The sequence below is a fragment of the Vibrio metschnikovii CIP 69.14 genome (genome assembly GCF_000176155.1).
Classification (GTDB): Bacteria; Pseudomonadota; Gammaproteobacteria; order Enterobacterales; family Vibrionaceae; genus Vibrio; species Vibrio metschnikovii.
On sequence record NZ_ACZO01000007.1, the window covers coordinates 88,499 to 115,274 of the forward strand.

27 protein-coding genes are annotated in these 26,776 nt (G+C 44.3%); 16 read left to right on the forward strand and 11 right to left on the reverse strand.

Annotated features, from left to right (window positions below):
* Positions 1-59 precede the first annotated feature (59 nt).
* Together VIB_RS12205 and VIB_RS12210 are read right to left on the reverse strand one after the other, a co-directional pair.
* A complete protein-coding gene (locus VIB_RS12205) occupies positions 60-1,040 on the reverse strand; it encodes a Bug family tripartite tricarboxylate transporter substrate binding protein (RefSeq protein WP_004396403.1) in 981 nt (326 codons plus the stop codon).
* 300 nt (positions 1,041-1,340) lie between these two features.
* A complete protein-coding gene (locus VIB_RS12210) occupies positions 1,341-2,111 on the reverse strand; it encodes a DeoR/GlpR family DNA-binding transcription regulator (protein WP_040905030.1) in 771 nt (256 codons plus the stop codon).
* Positions 2,112-2,371: 260 nt separating this feature from the next.
* On the opposite strand from VIB_RS12210, the gene ltnD reads away from it, so the two are divergent.
* Genes ltnD through VIB_RS12240 form a run of 6 tightly spaced genes read left to right on the forward strand, consistent with a single transcriptional unit; the run spans position 2,372 to position 8,458 of the window.
* A complete protein-coding gene (gene ltnD, locus VIB_RS12215) occupies positions 2,372-3,277 on the forward strand; it encodes an L-threonate dehydrogenase (RefSeq protein ID WP_050782744.1) in 906 nt (301 codons plus the stop codon).
* Between the two features lie 2 nt (positions 3,278-3,279).
* Complete coding sequence (otnK, locus tag VIB_RS12220; RefSeq protein ID WP_004396406.1) at positions 3,280-4,536, forward strand: 3-oxo-tetronate kinase; 1,257 nt, start codon at positions 3,280-3,282, stop codon at positions 4,534-4,536.
* Positions 4,533-5,165 (forward strand): 3-oxo-tetronate 4-phosphate decarboxylase, encoded by a 633-nt coding sequence (otnC, locus tag VIB_RS12225; protein ID WP_004396407.1) that lies wholly within the window; start codon positions 4,533-4,535, stop codon positions 5,163-5,165. Before otnK ends, otnC begins: the two co-directional genes overlap by 4 nt.
* Complete coding sequence (gene otnI / locus VIB_RS12230; RefSeq protein ID WP_004396408.1) at positions 5,165-5,941, forward strand: 2-oxo-tetronate isomerase; 777 nt, start codon at positions 5,165-5,167, stop codon at positions 5,939-5,941. Before otnC ends, otnI begins: the two co-directional genes overlap by 1 nt.
* Before the next feature lie 43 nt (positions 5,942-5,984).
* Positions 5,985-6,956 carry a D-erythronate dehydrogenase gene (gene denD, locus VIB_RS12235; protein WP_004396409.1) on the forward strand — a complete coding sequence of 324 codons (972 nt, stop codon included), beginning with the start codon at positions 5,985-5,987 and terminating at the stop codon, positions 6,954-6,956.
* Positions 6,956-8,458 carry a GntP family permease gene (locus VIB_RS12240; RefSeq protein ID WP_004396410.1) on the forward strand — a complete coding sequence of 501 codons (1,503 nt, stop codon included), beginning with the start codon at positions 6,956-6,958 and terminating at the stop codon, positions 8,456-8,458. The genes denD and VIB_RS12240 overlap by 1 nt, the downstream gene beginning before the upstream one ends.
* A 93-nt stretch (positions 8,459-8,551) precedes the next feature.
* Here the strand turns inward: VIB_RS12240 and dmsD are convergent, their stop codons facing one another.
* The 7 genes from dmsD to ulaR all read right to left on the reverse strand — a co-directional run bounded on the left by dmsD (position 8,552) and on the right by ulaR (position 15,573).
* Entirely contained in the window at positions 8,552-9,136 is a 585-nt protein-coding gene (gene dmsD, locus VIB_RS12245; RefSeq protein WP_040905042.1) for a Tat proofreading chaperone DmsD, read from the reverse strand.
* 70 nt (positions 9,137-9,206) lie between these two features.
* Positions 9,207-9,617, reverse strand: a complete 411-nt coding sequence (locus VIB_RS17940) for a DmsC/YnfH family molybdoenzyme membrane anchor subunit (RefSeq protein ID WP_244262443.1) — start codon at positions 9,615-9,617, stop codon at positions 9,207-9,209.
* Entirely contained in the window at positions 9,517-10,053 is a 537-nt protein-coding gene (locus tag VIB_RS17945; protein WP_244262436.1) for a DmsC/YnfH family molybdoenzyme membrane anchor subunit, read from the reverse strand. Before VIB_RS17945 ends, VIB_RS17940 begins: the two co-directional genes overlap by 101 nt.
* Position 10,054: 1 nt before the next feature.
* Positions 10,055-10,669 carry a DMSO/selenate family reductase complex B subunit gene (locus VIB_RS12255; protein WP_004396412.1) on the reverse strand — a complete coding sequence of 205 codons (615 nt, stop codon included), beginning with the start codon at positions 10,667-10,669 and terminating at the stop codon, positions 10,055-10,057.
* Positions 10,670-10,684: 15 nt separating this feature from the next.
* The gene (locus VIB_RS12260; RefSeq protein WP_004396413.1) at positions 10,685-13,135 is read right to left on the reverse strand and encodes a DmsA/YnfE/YnfF family dimethyl sulfoxide reductase; all 2,451 of its coding nucleotides are present in this window, start codon (positions 13,133-13,135) and stop codon (positions 10,685-10,687) included.
* A 491-nt stretch (positions 13,136-13,626) separates the two neighbouring features.
* Positions 13,627-14,694 (reverse strand): L-ascorbate 6-phosphate lactonase, encoded by a 1,068-nt coding sequence (gene ulaG, locus VIB_RS12265; protein WP_004396415.1) that lies wholly within the window; start codon positions 14,692-14,694, stop codon positions 13,627-13,629.
* A 123-nt stretch (positions 14,695-14,817) separates the two neighbouring features.
* A complete protein-coding gene (gene ulaR, locus VIB_RS12270; RefSeq protein ID WP_004396418.1) occupies positions 14,818-15,573 on the reverse strand; it encodes an HTH-type transcriptional regulator UlaR in 756 nt (251 codons plus the stop codon).
* Between the two features lie 391 nt (positions 15,574-15,964).
* On the opposite strand from ulaR, the gene VIB_RS12275 reads away from it, so the two are divergent.
* From VIB_RS12275 to VIB_RS12305, 7 genes are all read left to right on the forward strand, one after another.
* Complete coding sequence (locus VIB_RS12275; protein ID WP_004396420.1) at positions 15,965-17,725, forward strand: PTS ascorbate-specific subunit IIBC; 1,761 nt, start codon at positions 15,965-15,967, stop codon at positions 17,723-17,725.
* A 74-nt stretch (positions 17,726-17,799) separates the two neighbouring features.
* Positions 17,800-18,282, forward strand: a complete 483-nt coding sequence (locus VIB_RS12280) for a PTS sugar transporter subunit IIA (protein ID WP_040905046.1) — start codon at positions 17,800-17,802, stop codon at positions 18,280-18,282.
* Positions 18,283-18,289: 7 nt separating this feature from the next.
* Positions 18,290-18,982 carry an L-ribulose-5-phosphate 4-epimerase gene (locus VIB_RS12285; RefSeq protein WP_004396424.1) on the forward strand — a complete coding sequence of 231 codons (693 nt, stop codon included), beginning with the start codon at positions 18,290-18,292 and terminating at the stop codon, positions 18,980-18,982.
* Between the two features lie 5 nt (positions 18,983-18,987).
* Entirely contained in the window at positions 18,988-19,809 is an 822-nt protein-coding gene (locus VIB_RS12290; RefSeq protein ID WP_004396427.1) for a Cof-type HAD-IIB family hydrolase, read from the forward strand.
* A gap of 5 nt (positions 19,810-19,814) precedes the next feature.
* Positions 19,815-20,462, forward strand: a complete 648-nt coding sequence (locus tag VIB_RS12295; protein ID WP_004396430.1) for a 3-keto-L-gulonate-6-phosphate decarboxylase UlaD — start codon at positions 19,815-19,817, stop codon at positions 20,460-20,462.
* Between the two features lie 8 nt (positions 20,463-20,470).
* Positions 20,471-21,352, forward strand: coding sequence for an L-ribulose-5-phosphate 3-epimerase (locus tag VIB_RS12300; RefSeq protein ID WP_004396432.1), 882 nt, complete (start codon positions 20,471-20,473; stop codon positions 21,350-21,352).
* 188 nt (positions 21,353-21,540) lie between these two features.
* Positions 21,541-21,963 carry a hypothetical protein gene (locus VIB_RS12305; RefSeq protein ID WP_040905049.1) on the forward strand — a complete coding sequence of 141 codons (423 nt, stop codon included), beginning with the start codon at positions 21,541-21,543 and terminating at the stop codon, positions 21,961-21,963.
* A 54-nt stretch (positions 21,964-22,017) separates the two neighbouring features.
* On the opposite strand, the gene VIB_RS12310 is transcribed toward VIB_RS12305, so the two are convergent.
* Both VIB_RS12310 and VIB_RS12315 read right to left on the reverse strand, forming a co-directional pair.
* Positions 22,018-22,785: an ABC transporter ATP-binding protein gene (locus VIB_RS12310; protein ID WP_004396438.1), complete on the reverse strand. Its 768-nt coding sequence runs from the start codon at positions 22,783-22,785 to the stop codon at positions 22,018-22,020.
* 1 nt (position 22,786) lies between these two features.
* Positions 22,787-23,839, reverse strand: coding sequence for a FecCD family ABC transporter permease (locus tag VIB_RS12315; protein WP_004396441.1), 1,053 nt, complete (start codon positions 23,837-23,839; stop codon positions 22,787-22,789).
* Between the two features lie 387 nt (positions 23,840-24,226).
* Here VIB_RS12315 and VIB_RS17950 point away from each other — a divergent pair, with 387 nt between their 5' ends.
* The 3 genes from VIB_RS17950 to ylqF all read left to right on the forward strand — a co-directional run bounded on the left by VIB_RS17950 (position 24,227) and on the right by ylqF (position 26,570).
* Positions 24,227-24,658: a TroA family protein gene (locus VIB_RS17950; protein WP_004396444.1), complete on the forward strand. Its 432-nt coding sequence runs from the start codon at positions 24,227-24,229 to the stop codon at positions 24,656-24,658.
* Positions 24,642-25,313 carry an ABC transporter substrate-binding protein gene (locus VIB_RS17955; protein WP_004396446.1) on the forward strand — a complete coding sequence of 224 codons (672 nt, stop codon included), beginning with the start codon at positions 24,642-24,644 and terminating at the stop codon, positions 25,311-25,313. Before VIB_RS17950 ends, VIB_RS17955 begins: the two co-directional genes overlap by 17 nt.
* A 312-nt stretch (positions 25,314-25,625) precedes the next feature.
* Positions 25,626-26,570: a ribosome biogenesis GTPase YlqF gene (gene ylqF / locus VIB_RS12325; RefSeq protein ID WP_004396449.1), complete on the forward strand. Its 945-nt coding sequence runs from the start codon at positions 25,626-25,628 to the stop codon at positions 26,568-26,570.
* Positions 26,571-26,776: the final 206 nt, after the last annotated feature.

The following is a 26,776-nucleotide window of genomic DNA, read 5'->3' on the forward strand; positions in this document are numbered from 1 at the left end:
ATAACGATAATTTTTATCTAGGCGATTGGTTTATTTCTGTATTGAAAATTTATATAACTCTAGAAAACTTCTTTAATCAAGGCATTATATTGTTGATTCGTATTTTCTAAGAATGGTTGAAAATCATCAAAATCCAGATAAGCATCATCCCATCCATTGCGTTGTAATGCGGCTTTCCAGCTATCAGTATGAATCATTTTCTCTAAAGCATTACGCCAATAATTGATGGCTTCTTCTGGCATATCTTTCGGTCCAAATAAGCCACGCCAATTTTCAAAAACCACATCAATTCCCTGCTCTCTAACGGTAGGAATTTCGGCCATCATCCCTTCACCTACTCGTTTATCAGCAGTTTGAGCTAATGCTCTCAACTCACCACTTTGTATTAAACCAGCTACATCGCCTAACCCCGTTGAGATCAAATCAATGTGTCCGCCTAAAACCTGAGCAACAACTCCACCGTCTTGAAATGATATATAATCTATATTTTTTAAATTATTAATCCCAGCAGCTTTCGCCACTAAGAGAAATTGAATATGGTCCATTGAGCCAGCAGCGGATGTACCACCTATTTTAATAGACTTAGGATCTTGTTTTAGCGCCTCCATAACCTGATTAATTGAGGTATAAGGAGAATTTTTAGGCACAACAAAAGCGGCATAATCCGTAATTAAGCGCGCAATAGGGGTCGTATCTTGATAACTGTATGGTGTTAAACCGACTAAATGAGTCAGTAAGATCGGAGGAGAATAAACAGAAATTAAGTCTCCTTTACCTTTCTGACTTTGCATATAAGCCAAATTTACTGCACCTCCGCCACCGGGACGATTAATCACCGGTAGATTCGCATTAATAATCCCCTCATCTTTTAATGTCTTAGCTACGGTACGAATCGTAATATCCCATCCTCCACCCGCACCCGCTGGAGCAACCATATTAATGGTTCTTGGAGGATATGATTTCGCAAAAGCAGAGGATACCCCTAATAAAGAGCTAAGTATTATCAACCATGTTACAGAGATATATTTTACTTTATTCATCGTTCTATCCTTGTGTCTGACTTAATGTAAATTATTTTTATAGTTTTTAATCTGGCTTATATTGTTGCTCTACTAACAATTGTTAATTAAAACAACTTATAATGCTTTCAACTTGTTTACATTAAGTGACAATAAAGTAAATTAACGAGAGAAAGGACACTTTTTACCATACCGCTTATGGTGTTTATGGTTTTTATGATGTTAATTATTGACCGACAAAGGTAGACGTCAGCTAAACCATTGATCTAAGTAGTAGCTGACACCAATCTGAAAAAACATGACGAGTTTATGAAATAATGATTAAGAGTTTTTACTCTCGATCAACACCGAAATCCCTTCTTCTGCTAATTCTTGTCGGACACTGATTGGAAATGCCCGGTCAGTGATCACCACATCAAAACACTGCATATCGAGCGCATGAAAGGTGGCAACTTTGCCATATTTAGAAGAGTCAGAGACAAGGATGACTTTTTGTGCTGCCGCTGCGACTGCCCTTTTGACAATGACCTTAGGCTCACTGGGCGTAGAGATACCGCGCAGATTCCATGATGAAGTTGAGACAAACGCGATATCCACATTCATTCCCGCCAGAAAGTCTGACACTTTACTCCCTACGCTGGACTGATTCTCACGATCAATTCGTCCGCCCGTATGATAAAGCTCGCTTTTACTGTGATGGGTTAGAAAAGCCGCAATAACAAAATCGTTAGTAATAAAAAGCAGATCATCACGGCTAGCAAGTTGATGAGCGATTTCCAGTGTAGTGGTCCCAGCATCAAGATAAACCGTAGCATTTTGTTGCACCAACTGGCTAGCAATAAGGCCAATCATCGCTTTCTCATTAGCGTGTTGCGTCGCTTTAGCATCATGAGAAGGCTCCTGATGCAGCACTTTAGTCAGTTGCACACCGCCTGACACGGACAATACCTTACCCAATTTTTCGAGTTTAGCGATATCGCGACGAATGGTCATGTGCGACACCTCTAATTGCTCAACCAGTTCGTTAATGCTGATCACTTCCTGTTGTGAAAGCAGAGATAGGATAGTTTTGTGACGTTCTGCTGGAATCATAATGACTTAGCTATAAGTAATGAGTGTACTCATATTATCAGTCATCAGCCATGGTGTGAAGTTGTGTTAACTATTGTTAAAAACAAACAAATTCTGGAGAAAAACTGAAGCTGTAAAGTGTGAACATCTAGTTATTTTCCATATTATTACTAATGATTGTTAACATTTGTGACAAATGACGCATGACACCTCGCCGACTATCACATAGAATCACAATTAGTAACACAAATTAACATCAATCTTCAATGCGAGATAAGTATATGGATAATCAAACCGTGAAATCGATAGCGGTGATCGGATTAGGATCTATGGGGATGGGGGCTGCAAAATCCTGTATTCGCGCAGGACTCGATGTGTACGGCATTGACCTCAACCCAATCGCTCTCGAAACACTAGGTAACTACGGGGCGAAAGCGGTAGCTAGCGACGCCAATCTATTTGCTCACGGACTCGATGCGGTTTTATTGTTAGTCATCAACGCCAAGCAAGTGAAATCGATTTTGTTCGATTCAGGTTTAGCCGCCAACCTAAAACCAGGCACAGCCATCATGGTGTCTGCCACCATCTCTGCCCAAGATGCAAAAGATATTGAAGCGGGCCTTAAGTCTTACCACCTGCTGATGTTAGACGCCCCCGTTTCCGGTGGTGCAATAAAAGCCGAAGCCGGTGATATGACCATCATGGCATCCGGAAGTATAGAGGCGTTCACTAAATTGGCTCCCGTGTTAGCGGCAACGGCAGGCAAAGTTTATAACATCGGTACCGAAATTGGTCTTGGTGCTACCGTCAAAATCATTCACCAACTTTTGGCAGGTGTACATATTGCTGCCGGAGCTGAAGCGATGGCCCTGGCCGCTCGTGCCAATATTCCTCTCGATTTAATGTACGACGTGGTCACTAACGCGGCAGGTAATTCTTGGATGTTTGAAAACAGAATGAAACACGTTGTTGATGGTGACTACTCGCCAAAATCAATGGTCAATATCTTTGTTAAAGACCTTAATCTGGTCGCCAATACCGCACAAGACCTGAAATTCCCTCTCCCACTAGCGAGTACTGCACTCAACATGTTTATCTCTGCTAGTAATGCAGGTTTTGGTCAAGAAGATGACAGCGCAGTGATCAAGATTTTTGATGGCATCAATCTACCTGGCATGGAGAAATAATTATGTTACTTGGAGTCATTGCTGATGATTTTACTGGCGCAACCGATATTGCAGGTTTTCTGGTTGAAAATGGCATGCGCACTGTACAGCTCAACGGCATACCAAAGAAAAACATTCATGTAGACGCCGATGCTGTGGTCATCAGCCTTAAATCCCGCTCATGTCCCGCTGAACAAGCCGTCAACCAATCACTAGAAGCGCTTCGTTGGTTGCAAGTTCAGGGCTGCCAGCAGTTTTATTTTAAATACTGTTCGACTTTCGATAGTACTGCACAAGGCAATATCGGTCCGGTGACCGATGCCCTACTAGCAGAACTAAATGAAACCTTCACTATCGTTTGCCCAGCACTGCCAGTTAATGGCCGTACCGTATTCAATGGTTATCTATTTGTGCTTGGTGAACTCCTGAACGAATCGGGCATGCGCCACCATCCTGTAACACCAATGACAGATTCGAGCTTAGTTCGTCTGATGAATAACCAATCTCAAGGTGAATGTGGTCTGGTTAATTATCAAGTCATTGAGCAAGGTGTAGACGCCGTTGTTGCACGTTTTGCTCAATTACAAGAGGAAGGAAAACACTACGCGGTTGTTGATGCCATTAATAGCAATCATCTGATTACTCTCGGTCAGGCAGTGGAATCACTCAAATTTATTACTGGTGGATCAGGCTTAGCTGCAGGTATCGCTCAAAATTGGGCCAACAAACTGGCCGATCAAAGCGAAGCTCAATCGGCAGGCTTACCGACAAAAGCACCCGGTGTCGTGCTTTCTGGATCTTGCTCAGTCATGACGAATCAACAAGTCGCCCGTTATCAATCGGTAGCACCGCATTTTGCCGTCGACGTCGAAGCGTGTCTACGCGATAAAAACTATGTACAACAAGCGTTTATTTGGGTCACCGCGCAACTTGATAGTCACTACGCACCCATGGTGTATGCCACCGCAGATCCAGACAAACTCAAAGCCATTCAGGCGCAATACGGTGCGGCCACTTCAAGTGAAGCGGTAGAGCAATTTTTCAGTCAACTTGCCCATCAATTGCAAGAGTTTGGGGTTAAAAACTTTATTGTTGCTGGCGGTGAAACGTCCGGAATTGTAACCCAAAGCCTTGGTGTCACAGGTTTTCACATCGGACCACAAATCGCCCCAGGTGTGCCTTGGGTCCAATCTATCGACGGTTCACTATCGTTGGCACTTAAGTCAGGTAACTTCGGCGATGAACGCTTCTTCGAAAAAGCACAGGATTTTTATCTATGACAGAACAACAACTTAGAGAACAGATGGTTAGCCTTGCACGCTCCATGTTTGAACGTGGTTATGCCACGGGTGGTGCAGGAAATCTATCATTGAAATTACCGAACGGCCATTTTCTCGCTACACCAACAGGCTCTTCATTTGGCCGTTTAATCGCCGAAGAATTATCTGTGGTGGATATTGAGGGTAATCAGCTCTCCGGCAAACGTGCTTCAAAAGAGATAGCCTTCCATCTAGCTATCTACCGAAACAATCCGAAATGTAACGCAATTGTGCATTTGCATTCTACTTATCTGACAGCGCTCTCCTGCATCGATAATCTCGATGCTGATAATGCTATTCGCCCTTTCACACCCTACTACGTGATGCGTATCGGCCAATTACCTGTCATTCCCTATTTGCGCCCGGGTGAACCACGTATTGCCGAAGAACTGGCTAAACGTGCCGCTGATTACCGTGCATTCTTACTGGCTAACCACGGCCCAGTCATCACTGGCGCCGATCTAGAAGATGCCGTGGATAACGCTGAAGAATTAGAAGAAACCGCCAAGTTAATGTTTTTACTCAATAACCATCCAGTTCGTTACCTCACAGAGGTCGAGGTGGAAGACCTAAAAGGGAGAGGAAAGTAATGGCTAAATTTGCTGCGAACCTTACCATGCTGTTCAACGAAGTGCCTTTTATAGAACGCTTTGAGCATGCACATCGTGCTGGCTTTAAGGCGATCGAATTTTTGTTTCCTTATGCTTTCGAACCACAAGTGTTGGCGAAAAAATTAGAGCAATACGGGTTTGAACAAGCGCTGTTTAATATGCCTCCCGGCGACTGGGATGCCGGTGAAAAAGGCTTCGCGGCTCTACCGGGGCGTGAGCAAGAATTTAGGCAAAGTGTCGCCACCACACTGATGTATGCCAAAGCACTCAACTGCAAAAAAGTACACGCTATGTCAGGCATCATCGATCCAGCGTACAGCCTGCAACAACACATCGATACCTTTATCGCCAACATTCGTTACGCTGCGGATACCTTTGCCGAACATGGCATTGATGTACTGATTGAACCTTTAAACCATCGCGATGTTCCTCATTACTTCATTGCTCATCAACGGCGTGCCGTTGAATTGATTCAGATGGTTAATCGTCCGAATGTGAAATTACAACTCGATCTGTACCACGCACAGATCATGGATGGTGATCTGGATGTTCTGATCCGCGATTTAGCGCCATTTACTGGCCATATTCAAATTGCGTCAGTGCCACACCGTAATGAACCTAGTGACGGTGAAATCAACTACCCCTATCTCTTCGATGTACTGGATAACTCCGGTTATGACGGCTGGATCGGGTGCGAATACAAACCTAAAACCACTACCGAACAAGGCTTAGGCTGGGTCAAGCCTTACTTATAACGCTCATAACAATAATAACAAGCAATACAACAAGGACATGTGTATGAACATCGTAATCACTGGTGGTGCCGGATTTCTCGGATCTCTACTAGCTCAAACCCTACTCCAACAAGATTCAGGTTCGATTCAGTCTTTAATGATTGTCGATCGAGTCAAACCCAACGGTGCTATCACTGAAGATCCACGAGTCAGTGCCATCGTCGCCGACATCACCGATCCACAACAGGTGGCTACCTTGATTGGTCCGAAAACCACTCATGTATTTCACCTTGCTGCGATTGTATCGAGTCATGCAGAACAAGATTTCGATCTTGGAATCAAGGTCAACTTGACGGCAACACAGTTAATGCTTGAACAGTGTCGTCAAGTCAATTCAGAGATACGCTTTGTATTTTCTAGTTCGCTCGCGGTGTTTGGTGGAGCATTACCAGAGGTAGTGACGCCAATGACGGCGACTCAGCCCAGTTCTTCATACGGTACACAAAAAGCCATAGGCGAACTGTTGGTGAACGATTATGGTCGCAAAAATCTGGTTGATGCGATCAGCGTTCGTCTGCCAACGATTTGTATCCGTCCCGGAGTCCCCAATCAGGCCGCGTCATCGTTCGTGAGTGGCATGATTCGCGAACCGCTAAAAGGTCAAACATCCAACTGTCCAGTGGATCTTGACCTCGGACTGTGGATATCCAGCCCAGAAACTGTCATTCAGAATATTATCCACGCAAGCCGACTGGAGCGTAGTGCTATCCAGGGTTATCGAACTTTTAACTTACCCGGTATTAGAGTTACGCCACGCACTATGCTTGCTGCCATGGCAGAGCAAGTGGCTCCTTCTCGCACTGATCTCGTCACCATTAAAAAAGATAAAGCGATTGAATCGATCGTAGCAAGCTGGCCTCAAGCTATTGATAATACAAAGGAACTCAACCTAGGTTTCAGTGTTGATGCCAATTTCAATGCCGTTCTTTCTCGCTACCTTACGACTTGCTCAGTCGTAGAAATGGAGGATGCATAATGTTATCTACTTCCGTTATCGGTTTGATCATCGCGGTATTTGTTTTGATATTTCTGGTTCTGCGCACTCGGGTTCATGTCTTGATCGCAATGCTTGCAGCCGCTTGTATTGCGGGCTTGATTGGTGGATTAAGTGTTAATGAAACTATGTCGGCCATCAGCCAAGGATTTGGCGGTACCTTAAGTGGCATTGGCATTGTCATTGGTCTGGGTGTCATGATGGGAGCCATTTTGGAAACCTCTGGTGCTGGAGAATCCATCGCCTATCATTTCATTAAATGGCTAGGTAAACGAAAGGAAGAGCTGGCGTTAGCGATCACCGGATACATTGTCAGTATTCCCGTCTTTGTCGATAGTGCCTTAATCATCCTTTATCCAATTGCTAAGTCTTTGGCTAAGACTTCTCAACGTTCGATTCTCACTCTTACGGTCGCACTAGCAGGTGGTCTTGTCGTCGCTCACCACTGTATTCCACCAACACCTGGACCATTGGGAGTAGCAAGTATTTTTGGTGTAGATATCGCTTCGATGCTCGGTTTTGGCTTGCTCATCGCTTTACCATCAGTGGCCGGAATTGTCATGTATGCGCGTTGGCTAGAGAAGCATTTCCCTGAGTACGCGACACCAGTGACGTTGGCTAAAGCACCAGAAGAGCAGAAGAAAGTTCACGCGGACTATATGGCGTCAAAGTCAGAAAAAGCATTACCCTCTTTGACTAAATCAATCATGCCTATCGTGGTACCGATTTTACTGATCCTAGCAAATTCGCTGACACAGCTGGCAGAGAAACAACTCGGATTAACGGGATTTAGCACCAGCTTTTTGGGTCAGGCTATTCAATTCCTTGGTCACCCGATCATTGCACTATCGATCAGTACATTACTGGCGGTATACACTTTGACGCCATACCTAGACAAAGCAGAGACAACCGCGAAGCTGGAACAAGGCATTTCAACATCAGGGATCATCCTTCTCGTTACTGGTGCTGGCGGCGCTCTGGGTAACGTACTACGCGAGTCAGGCGCTGGGGCTGAAATTGCTAACCAAGTCGCCTCATTGCCCATCTCACCAATCATGATCCCGTTTATTATCGCAACATTAGTGCGAGTTATTCAGGGCAGTGGGACGGTTTCAATGATTACCGCGGCATCCATTTCTGCACCAGTTTTAGCCGAGATTCAAGATGTGAACATGCTTTTTGCCGCTTCCGCTGCAACAATGGGCAGTCTATTCGCGGGGTATTTTAATGACAGCCTATTCCATATTGTCAACCGTCTAATGGGAGTGACAGAAGTTCGCAAACAATTGGTGATTTGGACCATTCCAACCACTCTTGCTTGGGCGATTGGCGGTACGTTGATCATGACACTGAACCTTATTTTTGGAACCGCTGGCTCTATTTATGATCCTCTATTACCTCTTGTTATTCTCGGCTGGTGTCTCTATTTTATGAGTTCACAGAGTCGTTCAATGAGTCAGAGCCTTACCAAAATAAATCATTAATATCCATTTCCCTTTTTATAAAAGCGGAATGATTTAAATAAACCGATGAAGATAGCTACCCTCATCGGTTTATTCTCGATAAAAATACCCAAATTACCGATAGAGTTTCATCACCACGGCTTGGACTGAAAAAACTTGTTGTAAATATTCTAACCACTGCTCAGCAATATCGGCCAAACATTGATAGGCTTGTGTATTTGCCGATTGTTTCAACAGCGTAAGGTAACGGTAACTCCAAGGTAACAGATGATGAGACAGTAATAGTTGAACACTCTTTTGACTTGTATCATTACCAAGCAGTTGGCTGAGTAGCATTAACATAAGCCCAAAATGGTCTTCTGGTTCACGTAATCCTGTATCAATTTCAAGTCCATGTTGACGTAAGAAAGTACGTAGCGTTAACGTCGTCTCTCCAAAAATAACTTGTTCTTTATCTAAATAAACGGAACCCCACGGTGGCGCTAACATGGTTTCTCTACCTTCAAAAAGCTGTTGATAATCGTCTAGGATCGCTTCTGGTGTGTCTTTTTTCAGAGCAACCAGTAGATCAATAAAGGGATGAGAAGGCTGTTCGGACCACTGGGCCAACTGATGTAATATTTCTTGGTTCTTAGGATGCGATAATGGGTAATACAGCAAACTCCCTAAAACAGAGCTTAGCGTAATAATATCATTCATATAAATAAACTCTCTTTATCTACCAAGAAGGAGGCTACCGCCCCCTTTTTACGTGTAAATTAACGTGAGGTTATAAACCGACAGTCATATGTAAACTGTAGAAAATACCACGACCCAAAAACTCTGCTAACAATACACACACTACACCCAGTGAAATAGGCAGTAGTGCCCGTTGGGAACGCTGCCAAGTAGGCCACCACCATAATACTAGCGCCACAACTAATAATAAGTATTGGATACTCTTGAGCATGCCGATATTAGGCAGCAGATCGACCGCTGACACAATAGAGGTTTGGATATGCGCCAGTTCCTGTAGTTGAGCAAAACTGGCTAGTACACTCACAACCACACCCAGTACGCCTAAAAGAGGCAGCTGTTTCTCAACGATAGTTGTGCGATATCCGGAGCCAGTTAGTAGTGTACAAGCAACGATGCTCCCCGAAATAACTGCCGTTAATACGAAACTTAATGGTGTATACAGCGTATGCCCAAGTTGGAACGGTTTCAATCATATATAGCCGAGCCATAGCATACATAAAGATGATACCCATCACCATTGCGGTCACCATCAAGCCTCTACGTAATGCTGCTGAAGCTACCTTGAGAACACTCAGCAACCACAGTAATCCCCCGAGTGCAAAAAAAAGGCTACCCGTTAAGATTTCATTAGATAACCAAGAATGTCCAACTCGATTAAAAGCATTAAAAGCACGTAGTGGACTCCCTAGATGGAACGTCGACGCAGCAAAACCAATACCCATCAAAACCCAAACAAAAAATAAGCTTTTCATCATGGACATTTTTTGCTGTTCACTCGGACTGCCAAATAAAAACAGTAAACAGACCAAGAAAAAAGCGCCTACTGCCGTTTGGGCGAAAACGGTAAAGATCACTAACGGAAATTCATGCCAAGCCATCTTACACCTCCTTCGGATTTGCTAAGAAACCCGTTTTATCGCCCGTAGGACGAGCATTTTTATTGAGTTTAATGACAATGTTGGGCTTCGTAATGAACGATGAAGGAAGAGGAGCAACATCCGCATTAGTGCCGTATTTGGCTCGTAATTCATCAATGGGACCAAACTCGAGTGCTCGCAATGGGCAAGAAGTCACACAAACAGGCTCCAAACCTTGCCCTACTCGCTCATAACATCCATCACACTTCGTCATGTGACCTTTTTCTTCGCTATACTGCGGTGCACCATAAGGACAAGACATCGCACACAACTTACAGCCGATACAAACCGCTTCATCAACAATCACAAAACCGTCTTCGCGTTTGTGCATAGCTCCAGATGGACAAACCTTCGCACATGCTGGCTCATCACAGTGATTACAAGCAATCGAAAGATAGTAAGAAAAGACATCTTGACGAAAGGTTTCCCCTTCAACGACCCAATTTCCACCTTCATAATCGTAGACACGACGAAAGTTAACGCCAACACCTAGATCTTTATTGTCTTTACAAGAGAGCTGGCACGTTTTACAGCCCGTACATTTACTGGAATCAATATAAAAACCATACTGTTTCATAAGTTAGTCCTTGGGTTATACGCGCTGAACTTGAACAAGGTTAGTGTGCTGAGGGTTGCCTTTCGCCAATGGGCTTGGCCGTTGAGTCGTCAACACATTAATTGAGCCTGCTTGATCGACTTTTCGACCATCGGGCGTATACCAAGCTCCCTCACCTAATGCAACCACGCCAGGAATAATTCGTGGTGTGACCTTAGCTGGAATACGTGTCTCTCCACGGTCATTAAAAATACGTACACGATCACCATTTTTAATTCCACGAGCTTTAGCATCAATCGGATTAATCCACATTTCTTGGCGAGCTGCTTCTTTTAAAATATCGATATTGCCATACGTAGAATGGACTCGAGCTTTAAAGTGGAAACCGGTTAATTGCAATGGATATAGTGAACGTTTTGGATCATCCCACCCTTCAAAGCTTGAAGTGTAAACTGGTAGAGGATGAATCACATCACCTTCAGGGAGCTCCCAAGTTTGCGCAATTTCCGCCAACCGCTCAGAATAGATCTCTATCTTACCCGAAGGTGTCGATAAAGGATTATTCTGTGGATCGTCACGGAATGCTTTATAAGCGACATAATGACCATTAGGATCTGTCCGTTTCACGATACCCTGTTGACGAACTGTTTCAAAATCAGGCAAGCTAGGATCAAGCTTTCGCGTTTCCGCATACAGATAACGTAGCCACCCTTCTTGATCTCGCCCTTCAGTAAAGGCTTCTGCCACACCAAGTCGTTTGGCAAGCTCTGAACACATTTCATAAATTCCACGAGCTTCAAATTGAGGCTTAATCGCTTGATCAGCATAAATGAAATACGGCATATTGGCTGCTTTACCATCCATACAAAAATCGGCTTGCTCTGAAGTGGTCAAATCTGGCAATACAATATCCGCGTATTTCGCAGAGGACGTCATGTGATTATCAATCACGACGATCATCTCGCAAGTAGTATCATCTTGCAGGATCTGATGAGTAAGGTTGATATCAGAATGTTGGTTAATTAAGCAGTTGCCAGCGTAATTCCAAATAAATTTAATCGGCACATCCAATTTATCTTTACCACGAACACCGTCTTTTAATGCTGTCATTTCTGGGCCGCGCACAATAGCATCCGTCCATAGGAACATCGGAATGGAGGCTTTGACTGGGTTATCCAAAGTAGGAAAACGAACAAACGGAATGCTGTAATCCGACTCACGAGCGCCTGAACCGCCACCACTAATACCAACATTACCGGTTAAAATGGCCAGCATCGCCACAGCTCGAGATGCAATTTCTCCCGCAGCGGTACGTTGTAATCCCCAACCTTGGTGAATGGCACAAGGTTTGATTGAACCAATTTCGCGGGCCGTTTTAATGATAATGTCAGCCGGAATTCCGGTAATGGCCGCCGCCCATTCCGGTGTTTTTGGGGTTTTATCGTCACCGAGTCCTAAAATATACGATTTATAATCACTGTTCGCCAGAGCGGATGCTGGTAATGTTTTTTCATCGTAACCCACGCAGTATTTATCTAAGAAAGGTTGATCGACCAAATTTTCTTTGATCATCACATACGCCATTGCCGAAATAAACGCGGTATCGGTACCCGGACGGATAGGAATCCACTCATCTTCTCGTCCACCCGCCGTATCAGTATAACGAGGGTCAACAATAATAGTACGCGCATTCGATTTTGCTTTACTTTCTACATAATGATGAATTAACCCACCACCAGACATGCGCGTTTCTGCAGGATTATTACCAAATTGCACAATCAGTTTGGCGTTTTCCAAATCAGAGAACGAGTTACCATTTGCCCAACCACCATAAGTATAATTTAGTCCCTCAGCAATTTGTGCCGTAGAATAATCGCCATAATGATTTAAATAACCCCCTTTTAAGTTCATCAATCTAGCAATTAATGTTTTACCCGGTGGCCAAGAACGAGTGACTGTTCCACCTAATGTTCCTGTACCATAGTTAAGGTATACCGCTTCATTACCGTAATCATCAATGATACGTTGCAAATTATTCGCAATGTCGTCGTAAGCTTCTTCCCAACTGATACGCTTAAATTTGCCTTCCCCTCGTTTCCCAACTCGTTTTAATGGGTATTTGAGACGGTCTGGATTGTAAACTCGACGACGCATCGAACGACCACGTAAACAAGCACGAACTTGTACATCTTTTGCTGCATAGTTATCAGTGCCTGTATTATCGGCTTCTACCCATTTTATCTCGCCATCCACTACGTGCATACGAAGCGGACATCGGCTACCACAGTTAACCGTGCAGGCACTCCAAACCACTTTTTCATCCGCTTTAGGTGTTATTTCTTTAGCTTGAGCAAGCGTCGATTTAAAAGGAAGAGGAAGAGAACTGGTAACGGCCGCAAGTCCTCCAAGCATCGAACTGGATTTAATAAATCCGCGCCGCGTGATATCGGGTGACAATAAGGTTTTAAATCGGTTTTTGATCATCATGAACATTACCCATACATGGCCATATATAGCACAAAAGAACTTGTCGAATTAGCCTATCCTTAAACTTTTCAAATAATAATCAATTGCACTCAAACGTTTATTAAATGGGATAACCCAACACCAAAGTACAAATGAGAACTATTTTCTTTTTTGATGCTTATTCTAATATAACCCCAAAATCAATCGTAAACCTTATTGAATGAGGATTATCCAGGAAATACCTTTTCAACAAAAATATAAATCGATTCATTATAATAGTTTGATAAATTATTGGTGTTGATTTAAATCATTTATTGCTAAACCAATAAATACATAAAAATAGATTCAAAAAATACATTAGAAATAATCATTTATAACATGAATGGTTTTGAGTTATTGAAAATCATTCTTAATACTTGATATGATCTTTCTACAGATTAATATGACCTTACTAATCATAACGCCACCTTAACATTAGGTGGCGTTATGATATTTAATAAAATTTTCAAGTGTTATAAAAAGGCTTTATAAGGTAATTCCGGCTCATCAACGAAAATATCTCTAAAGCCCCTGAAATGTTGATAATGCATACGCTCTTTATCGGTTGGGTAGGTGTATTTGCCACCCACTTGCCAAAAGAATGGTGCAAAACCGTATTGCAGACGATCTTTTTTCATTTGCCACAACACTTCAATTTCACGTGGGTCATTTTGGAAGTTAGCCCAAATATCGTGATGAAATGGGATCACCACTTCACAATTTAATGACTCTCCGGCACGTAAAATATCAGAAGAGGTCATTTTATCGGTCACACCACGTGGGTTTTCACCGTATGAGAGTAGCGCCACATCAATATTGTAGTCATTACCATGTTTTGCATAATAGTTTGAATAATGCGAATCACCCGAGTGGTAGATAGAACCACCGGAGGTTTCAATCAAATAGTTGACCGCGCGATCATCCATACCATCAAGAATCGTTTTATCATAAGATGAAACACCTTTAGGCAGCGTGATCAACGCAGTGCGGTCAAACGAGTCCAGCACTCGGATACTGATATCCCCGACTTCAATGCAATCGCCCACTTTAGCCACAATGCAGCGCTCACTCGGTACTCCCCAACCTTGCCACAGGTCAACGCAAGCCTGTGGCCCAATAAATTTCACATGTTCACCACAATTTTGTAGCACCGCCGCTGCGACATTAATATCGATATGGTCAGCGTGATCATGCGTCGCCAACACCGCATCAATCTCTTTGATGCCAAACGGGTCCAACACAAAAGGCGAAGTTCTTAAGTTGGGTTGCAGTTCACGCACGCCCCCCATTCGCATCATTTGGTGTTGTTGGTTCATAAGCGGATTTTTTTGAGTTTTCTTACCCGTTCCACACCAAAAATCGATCGAAAGATTAGTATTCCCGGCACTTTTTAGCCAAATACCGGTACAACCGAGCCACCACATAGCAAAGGTGTTAGCTTCCACTTCGGTCTTTTCTATCTCTTCATTCAGCCAAGTTCCCCACTCAGGAAAGGTACTTAGAACCCATGAATCGCGTGTAATTTCATCAATTTTACTCATAACAACACCTTTTATTTCACGATCAGTTAGACAAATTTTGGATGTAGGGAGCCAAGCGTCTTCATCCAAAGCGAAGACACTGAGCCTGTGTTTATTATTAGAATCTGTAGAGCGAAGTGCTTTCTATACCAGAATCACTTCTGTCCCTTGCTGTTGTAGTGCTTGGATAACTTGCGGATCAGCCGCCTTACCAGTGATAACAATGTCAATTTTATTAGCCGGACAAAATAACATGCCGGTACGCTGCCCCACTTTAGAGCTGTCCACCACCACCACTAACTTGCCAATTTGTTCCAGCATCTGTTGCTCGGCAACGGCGGTGAGCATATCGGTTTTGTAGAGGCCATTTTCCGTCAGCCCTTTGCCACTGGTGAACATCCAATCTCCAGCGTAACCGCCTAACGAGTCTGGGGCGGGGTTGAGGAAAATGTTTTGCGCTTTGTTGTACTGTCCACCAATGATGATCACATCGTTGTGATCTTCATTAATCAAATAACTGGCCAGTGGAAAATAGTTAGTCACAATTTGAACATCTTGGCCGCACAGCTCTTTACCGAGCAAGAAGGCGGTCGAACCGCAGTTAATCACCACACTGTCACCGGGTTTGCAGAGCTTAGCCGCGGCCATGGCAATCTGTGATTTTTCATGAAAATGATCCGTACTGTCGATATTTAACGGCGTCCACGCTCGCTTTCTAATCTCTAAGCGTTCAGCACCATTGCGAACTTTCTTCAGCTTACCTAGCTCATCTAACTTAGAAATATCACGGCGGGCCGTTGCTGGTGACACGTTAAATTTCTCAATAATATGCGTGACGTTGATGGTGCGCATATTGTCTAGCAAAGACAGTATCTCGTTATGTCTTTGTACTTCGTTCATGGTTATCACCTTATCTTTTCATCAAGTGATTACTTGGTGATTATTTATGATTTTTTTTGATTCTATTTCTCATCCATCACAATGTCAAACACTGGACGGACAAAACTTCCCTCTCGCTCACAATAAATTTCAAGTCATTGATTTTGTTTGATATAAGGTTTCAACTGTGACTTGAGTATCAAATAATGTCTCCCGCTGGTGGAGAAATTGATAAAAATCAAAATAATCACAAACGAGCATTGAATGATTAGTTTTGATTGGTAAAGTCTATTTCGTGAGCAAAACAAGATGGAAATCAGCATCACCTTGCTGAACCACTCTGACCTACACCCAGCTTCGAGTAAGACGGGAATACACATAACGATAAATAAGAGAATCAAGGGGTAAAGATATGCAGTTCATCTACGATATCTTCTACATTTTTTATAGCCAAGTAATGACTAAAGCACCTTTGCTGCTGGGCTTAGTCACCCTTATCGGTTACTGGTTATTAAGAAGAGACACCACTACCATCATTAAAGGGTCGATCAAAACCATCGTCGGCTTTATGTTGGTACAAGTGGGTGCAGGGACCTTAGTGGCAGGCTTTAAGCCTGTGATTGAGAAATTATCGGAATATCATGGTTTAACAGGCTCGGTTATCGACCCGTACACCTCGATGATGGCCACTATGGAAATCATGGGGGATGATTATTCTTGGGTCGGCTATACCGTGCTACTGGCACTGGCGATCAACATCTTGCTCGTTTTGCTGCGCCGCTACACGGGCATTCGTACCATCATGCTCACGGGACACATTATGTTCCAGCAAGCGGGATTGATTGCCGTGTTCTACCTTGTACTCGGTGCGAGCATGTGGGAAACCATCCTTTATTCAGCTGTTTTGATGGCGCTTTACTGGTCGATCTCCTCCAACATTATGTTCAAACCCACTGAAGAAGTTACAGGCGGTGCCGGTTTCTCCATCGGCCACCAACAGCAAGTGGCATCTTGGATTGCGGTTAAGGTTGCACCCAAGTTAGGCGACAAAAACGAGAGTGTCGACCACCTTAAACTGCCTAAATGGTTGCACATTTTCCACGACAGTATTGCCGCCACCGCGATTGTGATGACGCTATTTTTCGGCATTATTTTGCTCTCCTTTGGTTTAGACAACCTGCAAGCGATGGCGGGAAAAACCCATTGGTCTATCTACATTCTGGAAACTGGCCTTAAATTTGCGGTAGCGATTCAAGTCATTGTTGCAGGGGTGCGCATGTTCGTTGCCGAACTGTCTGAAGCCTTTAAAGGCATCTCAGAGCGCGTGATCCCTAACGCGGTGTTAGCCATTGACTGCGCCGCTATCTACGCATTTTCGCCTAATGCCATGGTGTTTGGTTTCATTTGGGGTGCGATTGGTCAATTTACCGCGGTGCTGGCCATGCTAGCTTTTGATGCACCAATCATGATCATTCCCGGCTTTATTCCGATGTTCTTCTCCAACGCAACCATTGGTGTTTTTGCCAACCACTTTGGCGGCTGGCGCGCGGTCATGAAGATCTGTTTTGTGATGGGTATCATCGAAGTAGCTGGTTCCGCATGGGCCATTCACATCTTCAACCAATACGGCACCGAATTCAGTGGTTGGATGGGCATGGCCGACTGGGCGCTAGTCTTCCCACCGATCATGCAAGGCTTATCCGTCTCAAAACTGTTCTTCTTTGTGCTGATTGCATTGGCTGGTGTGTACATGTTCTTCGCCTCTAAAAAACTGCGTGAAGAGGAAGATGCACAAGGTTTGGTAAACATCAGTGACGATCCAGAAGTCATCGCCGCCGTCGAACAAGCACTGAAAGTCAGTGATGGCGTGCGCCCGGTCAGCATTTTAGCCGTGTGTGGCAATGGACAAGGCTCCTCAATGATGATGAAGATGAAAATCGGTAAGTATCTAGAGAAGAAAGGCATTCCACATGTGATGGATTCCTGCGCAGTGTCTGATTATAAATCTAAACTCGCCACAACCGACATCATCGTCTCATCAAAACATCTCTCTGGTGAGATGGAGCCCGGAGAAGGCAAGTTTGTGCTCGGCGTACAAAACATGCTGAATCCGAACTCTTTTGGTGATGAGCTGCTCGATATCATCGATAAAAACTTTGTCACTTTGAAATAGCTATTGACTACAAAACGATAAGTACAAAAACAATAGGTGCCAGACGCTCTGGCACCCACTCTGGAGATAGAACCATGGGACTGAAACAATCACTGATCGACAATGATTCCATTCAATTAAATGCAAAGGCGAGCACTTGGCAAGAGGCGATAAAAATCGGTACGGATAGGCTGATCAAATCAGGAGCCATCCACCCCTGTTATCACGATGCTATCATCAGCAGCGTTGAACAATTAGGCCCGTACATCGTCATCGCGCCTAATCTTGCCCTGCCTCATGCTCGCCCTGAAAATGGCGTGATAAGAACCGCCTTTGCTTTAGTGACGCTACAAACACCTGTCTATTTTGACGGCGAAGATGAACCGGTCGATGTTCTGATCACCTTAGCGGGCAGCTCATCTGATCAGCATATGGAAGGATTAATGGAAGTAACCCAAGTGCTGGATGATGAAGAGAGCGAGACAGGCGTTGATCTCGATAAACTGCGCCGTTGTCGTACCGCGCAGGATGTTCACCAAGTGATTGATCAAGCGTTAGCGGCGCAATTGGTCGAGTGAGGATGTCATGTATAGCGAACTAAAACAGCGAGTATTTGCGGCAAACCTTAAGCTTCCCCAATACGGTTTAGTCACTTTCACTTGGGGTAATGTGTCAGAAATAGACCGCGAGAAGGGCGTCATCGCCATCAAACCTTCTGGCGTGGAATATAATGTGATGAAAGTCGATGACATGGTGATCGTTGACCTTAACGGCGCGATTGTGGAAGGCACACTCAATCCATCCAGTGATACCGCCACTCACCTTGAACTCTATAAAGCTTATCCAGAGATTGGCGGTGTGGTACACACTCATTCGCGCAGTGCCACTATTTGGGCGCAAGCGGGCATTGACATTCCTGCTTTAGGAACCACTCACGCCGATTATTTTTACGGTGACATCCCCTGCACACGCAAACTTTCTTGCGATGAAATCGCTGGCCAGTATGAGAAAAACACCGGCCTTGTGATCATCGAAGAGTTCAAACATCGGCGCATTGATCCGATGGCGGTGCCAAGCGTGATTGTCGCTGGGCATGCTCCTTTCTCTTGGGGCAAAGATGCTAACGATGCAGTTCATAATGCCGTCGTATTGGAGGAGATTTCCGCCATGGCGCTCGCGACTCGTTCGCTCAACAGTGGCATCAAAATTCAACCGGAATTATCCGATAAACACTATCAACGTAAGCATGGTGATAACGCTTACTACGGTCAAAGGTAGCGGCTATGTATAAAGTTCTCGCGCTCGACCTTGATGGCACGGTGTTGACTGATGAACACACCATTCACCCACAGCTAAAACGGGCGATTCAACAGGCGCAACAACACTGCAACGTGGTTATCGTGACTGGCCGTCACCACACGGCGGCTAAACCCTATTATCAAGAATTGGGGCTCACAACCCCCATCATCTGCTGTAACGGCACGTATGTGTATGACTACCAAAATGAAAAAGTGCTCAAGCACAATGCGATTGCCAAGCACGATGCATTGAGCTTTCTCGCTTTGGCTAAAGAGTTTCAAATGAAACTGGTGATGTATGTGACCGACGCGATGACCTATTCCAAGCATAGCCCAATCGCTTACATGCAAGCCTTAGAAAAATGGGCCAGCCAGTACCCACCAACAGCACAGCCCAAAATCGAGCAAATTGACTCGTTTCATCACCGCGTCGAGCAAGAAACGTTTATTTGGAAATTTGTGGTTGAAGGGCTACCGAGTTCCGTTGAACGCCTTGCCCAACAAGCTTGGGTACAAGAGACATTCAACGGTGAGCGTTCATGGTCGAATCGCGTCGACTTTGCTGCCAAAGGCAACAGTAAAGGTCAGCGCTTGGCTGAATATGTGCAATCGCTCGGCTACCACGCTAATCACGTGCTGGCTGTCGGCGATAACCATAACGACATTTCAATGCTCGACTACGCCGGGCTCGGTGTGGCGATGCTCAATGCCGACGAGACGGTGAAATCCCACGCCAAACTGATTTGTACAACCGATAACAATCACGACGGGCTAGCCCGTTTGATCCGTGACAAAATTCAAGGATAACTCTCATGACCAAACCAATGATCCAAATCGCTCTCGACCAAACTGACCTTATTTCTGCCATCGAAGTGGCAAAAAACGTAGCAAGCTTTGTTGATGTCATCGAAGTGGGCACCATCCTCGCCTTTGCTGAAGGCATGAAGGCCGTAAAAACGTTACGCCATAATCACCCTGACCATATTCTAGTTTGCGATATGAAAACCACCGATGGCGGCGCTATTTTAGCGCGGATGGCATTTGAAGCTGGCGCGGATTGGATCACCGTTTCTGCCGCAGCGCATATCGCCACCATCAGCGCTTGTAAGAAAGTCGCCGATGAACTGGATGGTGAAATCCAAATCGAAATTTACGGCAACTGGACCTTTGCTGATGCACAAGCGTGGATTGATCTTGGCATCACCCAAGCTATTTATCACCGTTCAAGAGATGCCGAACTGGCTGGTATTGGTTGGACAAGCGAAGATGTTGAGAAGATGCGAACGCTATCCGATATGGGGCTTGAACTTTCCATCACAGGTGGCATCGTGCCAGAAGATCTCTATTTATTTGAAGGCATTAAGGCCAAAACCTTCATTGCGGGGCGTGCATTGGTCGGTGAAACAGGTCGCGTCACTGCCGAAGCACTGCGCAGTCAAATCGATCGTTTTTGGTGCTAGGAGGCCGTATGTATCAACATTTGCCACGCCAACGTATCGGGTTGTATGAAAAAGCGCTCCCCAATCATTTCCGTTGGGAAGAAAAGCTCGCCACAACGAAAGATCTGGGGTTTGATTTTTTAGAGATATCTGTTGATGAGTCGGATGAACGTCGTCAACGCTTAGACTGGGATGATGCAACCATCTATCAGCTACGAAGATGGTGTGAGCAATACCAAATCCCGCTGCAATCGATGTGCCTAAGTGCACACCGCAAGTTTCCTTTTGGCTCGTCAGACCCCGCCATTAGAGAGCAAGCTATTTTGCACATGGAGAAAGCGATTACCTTAGCTTACAAACTGGGCATTCGTACCATTCAACTCGCTGGCTATGATGTCTATTACGAACCCGCTAATGAAGAAACTCATCAACGCTTCATTGAAGGCATGCAGCTTGCCGCCAAACTGGCCGAGCGTGCTGGCGTGATGCTGGCGGTGGAGATCATGGATACCCGCTACCTTAATTCACTCAGCAAGTTCGAAATTCTCAAGCGGCAAGTGCCCTCACCCTATTTTATGGCGTATCCAGATGTAGGCAACATTTCAGGTTGGAACTACGATGTGTGCACAGAATTGACCTTAGCCATGCCACACATCACGCAAATCCATCTTAAAGATACCTATTGTGTCACCCCAAACTACGCTGGCCAATTTCGAGATTTAGTGATTGGAGAAGGAGAGGTTAATTTCGACGCCATTTTCCAAACCTTGAAAAAGACACACTGCGTTGCTCCGCTGGTGATTGAGATGTGGGCACAAAATGAATATTGGCAGCGCGACATTCGTACCGCTCAACAGCGATTAAACCAAGCGTGTGACGCCGCAGATTTACCTCGTTTATTTAACCTATAGCTCGTTTATTCAATCGATAAATCGTGCTCCGATGCATCTTTTATGCATTATTTATCCTGAACTTGGATATGGCCGCGCCCGCTCCCCCGTCAGCGCGGTCTCTTTTCTTGGCAAATATTGACATCGCCAACACAATCGCGCAGAGTTGCCTCTTGATAACGCCCCGATGCATAACACTCTGAGAACCAATGAAATTACTTCACTTACAACTCTTCTGGTATGAAAAGCATCACACCCTTTTAGAAATGGAAGCGCTCCCCACACTGACGCCAACCCAAGAACAAGCGCTGATAGAGTGGGTCAAATGTCGACGCAAAATATTAAGCTTTGAGGCCCACCAGCATACTTGGGTAAAAGTGAATGTAGACGGTTTTTCTTCTGCCTTGCATTTAAAGCCGAATGGCACGTTGGTCGAACGAGATCTGTTTGGTGAAAAAACACTGCAAGGATTATGGAAAGTCATCGACGGTTTGTTATTTATCAAAGTGATCAGCGGTGAATTTATTGTCGAATATCAGATTGTTGGCCATAACGAACACAGCATTCACTGCGGTATTGAGTACATCAACGGTCGAGTCAGTACCTACAGCAAATTTATTCAAACAACATAATTCAAATACGAGCCAAGGTTTATTCTCACAACAATCCCAGAAGATCAAAACTTTCTATGCCGAACGTCGAGTACGAACAAAAGGAACCCCTTTATCATCGACCAGTACATCTGCATCCACCTGATACAGTTGATATATCAATTCGGAAGTCAAGAGATCTTGCGGTTTCCCTTGAGCTAACAACTGCCCTTGTTTCATCACTAAAAGATTATCTGCATATTGCGCGGCAAGATTAAGATCATGCAACACCATAATCGTAGTGTATTGATGCTGACGAGTTTGCTCAACCAAATGCTCAAGCAACACATGTTGATGGTGTAAATCGAGCGCACTGACAGGTTCATCCAGCATTAAGATGGAAGGATTACGCATCAATGCTTGAGCAAACAAGATCATCTGGCACTGCCCTCCACTTAAGGTTCTGACATCTCGATGCGCCAAATGACGTAAACCTAAACGAGAGAGGATCGACAAGCCATCATTCAACATCCTATCATCAATGCGCATACTCAAGGCATCCAAACGCCCAAGCAATATCACTTCAATCACCGACAAGTTGACATCAAGATGAATATCTTGTGGCATGTAACCAAACTGTTGACGCCATTGCGCAAGATGGTGCTTATTGAGTATCTGTTGATGAAAACGGATCTCACCTTCTTGCCATCGTATATCACCAAACAAGGTTTTGAGTAAGGTACTTTTTCCTGTACCGTTAGGACCAAGAATTGCCGTTACTTGACCCGGTTGCAATGAAAAACTGACCCCATCCGCCAAGACTAAATCACCAAATCGAACATGAAGATTGTTAACCTGTAACATATTAACGCGCCTTGCCAATAATGAGCCAAAAGAAAAAGGGCACTCCAACAATGGCAGTAACAATACCAATTGGGAAAAGTGCTCCTGGAACAATTACTTTCGATAATACAGAGGCGGTAGAGAGTAAAAATGCGCCAATTAAAAAGGATAAGGGAAGAAAGAAACGTTGATCCTCACCGACCAAAATCTTAGCGATATTGGGAGCGACAATACCAATAAACCCAATAATACCGACGAAACTGGTCACCGTTGCCGTCATCAGTGCAACGAGAAATAATGTTTTTAACCTGAGCCTAACAATATTCACTCCGAGGCTTTTTGCCCGCTCTTCCCCTAAACGCAATGCCGTTAACTTCCAAGCATCTTTTAGTAACAGTACAACACTCAAACTGACCACGACAGCGATGATCATCAAGTTATTCCACGTTGCTTTCGATAAGCTGCCAAACAACCAAAACAAAATTTGCTGGCTTAGCTCCGGTGAAGAGATGAACTGCACTAATGAAAGTAAAGATTGAAATAAAAACAGCAAAGCTATGCCTGCTAAAATCAATTGCCCAGACCCAATATGACGTACAGAAGCAAGAGCAAAGAGAAAGCAAGCAGAAAGCATACAACACACAAAAGCACCCAAGGGAACCGCAAAATGGCTCTCTATGCCTAGCGAACCAACATAAAGCACTAAAGCGGCACCAAATCCAGCTGCGGCAGCCATTCCCAACGTATAAGGGCTCGCCATTGAATTATTCAACAACGTTTGCATTTCTGCACCGCCGACCCCAAGCGATCCACCTACGAAGATAGCCATTAATGCAATAGGCAATCGTAAATTTTTGACAATCACTTGTGTCGAAGCATCAACCTGAAAAGGAAGCCCGATCCATTCCAATAATGCATGCAGTACCGAGGTCACATCGATCATCGAGGGACCGGTCATAATATCTAGAATAAAGGAAGCAATCAGCAATAAGCCGAAGCCAAATAACATCCAACTACGGCGACGTTCACTTTCTCGCTGTGTCATAACAGCATCTTGTAATGTATCAGAGATCATTTTTTATTAATCCAGTTTTTCGTAGCCAAAACAACTCGTTGAGAAGAAATTCAATGGCAACCTGACAACACCCTCGAGCATTTTTAGTTTTGCAGTGATCAAACCTGATGCTGAGATAATGGTAAAAGAGGTGAGCAAAGTCTTTCTTTTCATTCTTATTTTCTCGAACACGCCTGTATATGCGTGACTCGTACCAGCATTGAATCAGCGCGCATTATGCGGCCTTGGCCGCGAATACTACCATTCAATAAATAATAATTACCACATATTGAGTATCTAAATAATAACTATTTGCATAATTATTTAGTTTATTCTTATAATCATGTCAATGGTCCGGCGCATTCAAGCGCCAAATATGCATTTAATAGCAAATGAAGAGTTTATCGTATGTACAAAAAATTCCTGATCATGGCTGCAATGGCTTTTAGCACCACAGCTCTCTCAGCAATGACTACCGTTACTGATGTATTAGAAAGGCAAGTTACCTTTAACGCTCCCGCTCAACGCGTTATTGTTGGGTTTTACCCTGAAGACTATATGGCTATTGGTACAGAAGCGGCCTATGACAACGTCGTTGGTATGTCAAAATACATCTGGCAAGCTCGGCCAGCCAACTGGGAGATGTATGTTAACCATCGTCCCTCACTGGATGATATCCCTGAAATTGGCCGAGTAGATACCAATTCATTTTCGATAGAAAAAGTGATCAGCCTAAACCCTGACCTTATCCTATTAGCCGATTGGCAATATAAAGCCTTGAGCACAGAAGTCTCTCGCCTTGAAGCAATGGGGGATTCCTATTGTGGTTGTCGATTATAATGCTCAAACGGTAGAACGGCATGTAAAAAGCACCCAACTGATTGGCACCATCACGGGGCAAGAAAGACGGGCTGAAGCCATTGCGAATGAATATCAGGAAAGTGTCGAGAAGATAACTCAACGACTGGCTGCGGCAAATAAACCTCAACCAAAAATCTATACCGAATATGGTGCAAGCGGTGTAAATGAAGTGGGCTACACCTTTGGTAAAAATATGTGGGGAGCTATCTCAACCATGGCGGGTGGCGATAATATTTCAGCCCCTTATGTCGAATGGTGGGGAAAACTTAACCCTGAACAAATTATTGCCAGCAACCCCGATGTGATTGTTATTACAGGGTATGAATCCGGCACTGCCAGCAATGCAATGCTCATAGGGCAAGACGTCGCCGAAGAAACGGCAAAACAACGGCTAGTGGGCTTTAAACAGCGGCTGGGTTGGTCTTCCATTAATGCAGTAAAAAATAACCGAATGTATGCCGCCTATCATGGCGCATGTCGAACCATTATGGATGGCGCAATGATTCAGTTTTATGCCAAGGCGCTCTACCCTGATGTCTTTACTGATCTCAACCCCGAGCAAGCCTATCTGGATTTCTATCAAAAATATTTGCCAGTTACCCCTAAAGGCACCTTTGTTGCTCAGCTCCCTTAATCCTTTGCCATTGAGCTCAACGCTCTCGTTGGGCTCGATGCTTATCGATTCATCATTCTCATTTTCCTGTAAACTTTTTCATTATTCACAACCTATTAATTGCTTCACTTTTCATCTTCGCTAACGAACTAAACACAAACCTCATCATATGTAGATTCCCGCGCTATGATAAAAATGCTAAAATACTCAACATAAGAGCTGCTGTAATTATGGTTAGTTTGGTATGGCGATCCAATCAAACTCATCGATTGTTGTGATGCCCACCTGATACCTCACCAGCTAAAACCAAAAAACGAAAGGCTACAAACTCAAATGGTTAACAATAAAATTCAATGGTTTCCGGGCCACATGCACAAGGCTCGTAAAGAGATTGAAGAAGCAATTCCGCAAATTGATGTAATTATCGAGGTGCTCGATGCGCGTATTCCTTACAGTAGTGAAAACCCACTGATTTCTCAGCTCCGCGGCGATAAACCTTGTATTAAAGTACTCAATAAGCGTGATTTAGCCGATCCTGAAATGACCGAGTTGTGGATTGCTCATTTAGAGCAAGAGCAAGGGGTGAAAGCAATGGCCATCACCACCGCTAATCCTCAAGAAGTCCATCGGATTTTAGAATTGTGCCGTAAGATGGTCCCTCATCGTGAAGAAGTGGGTAAAAATGTTCGCACTATGATCATGGGGATCCCCAACGTTGGTAAATCGACCATCATTAATACCTTAGCTGGTCGAGCGATAGCCCAAACCGGTAACCAGCCGGCGGTGACACGTCGTCAACAACGGATCAATTTACAAAATGGTGTCGTGCTGTCTGATACGCCTGGTATTTTGTGGCCTAAAGTTGAAAACCCTCACAGTGGATTTCGTCTTGCTGCGACTGGCGCGATTAAAGATACCGCGATGGAATATGAGGATGTGGCTTTTTATACTGTCGAGTATCTTGCCAAACATTATGCCGATAATCTTATTGCACGCTATCAAGTTGATGGCACACCTGGATCGGATGTGGAATGGATGGAAGCCATTGGCCAAAAGCGTGGTGCTCTTCGCGCTGGTGGGCGAGTGGATTTGCATAAAGCATCGGAAATTCTCTTGCATGAACTTCGCCAAGGGGTACTGGGTAAAATTACGTTAGAACGCCCAGACATGATCCCTAATGAGTTAATCGAAGTCGAACAAGAAGAAATCCGTAAAACGGAAGAAAAAGCGAAAATTAAAGAAGAACGCCGTAAACGTTATCTACGTAATAAGCGCTAACACTCACTTCAGAACTTCTTGCATTAAAAAGTCACAGCGTCACTTATGGTTGTGACTTTTTTGTTCTTGCCTCTTATACATCAACACTTCGACTCTCAACATCCTGTGTACACAATACATAAACGTACATTCCAAGACACACCACTGAGTGACAAATCCAATCATGATTAGTAGGCTATCGGGGATCTGAGATGAACACCTCTCTT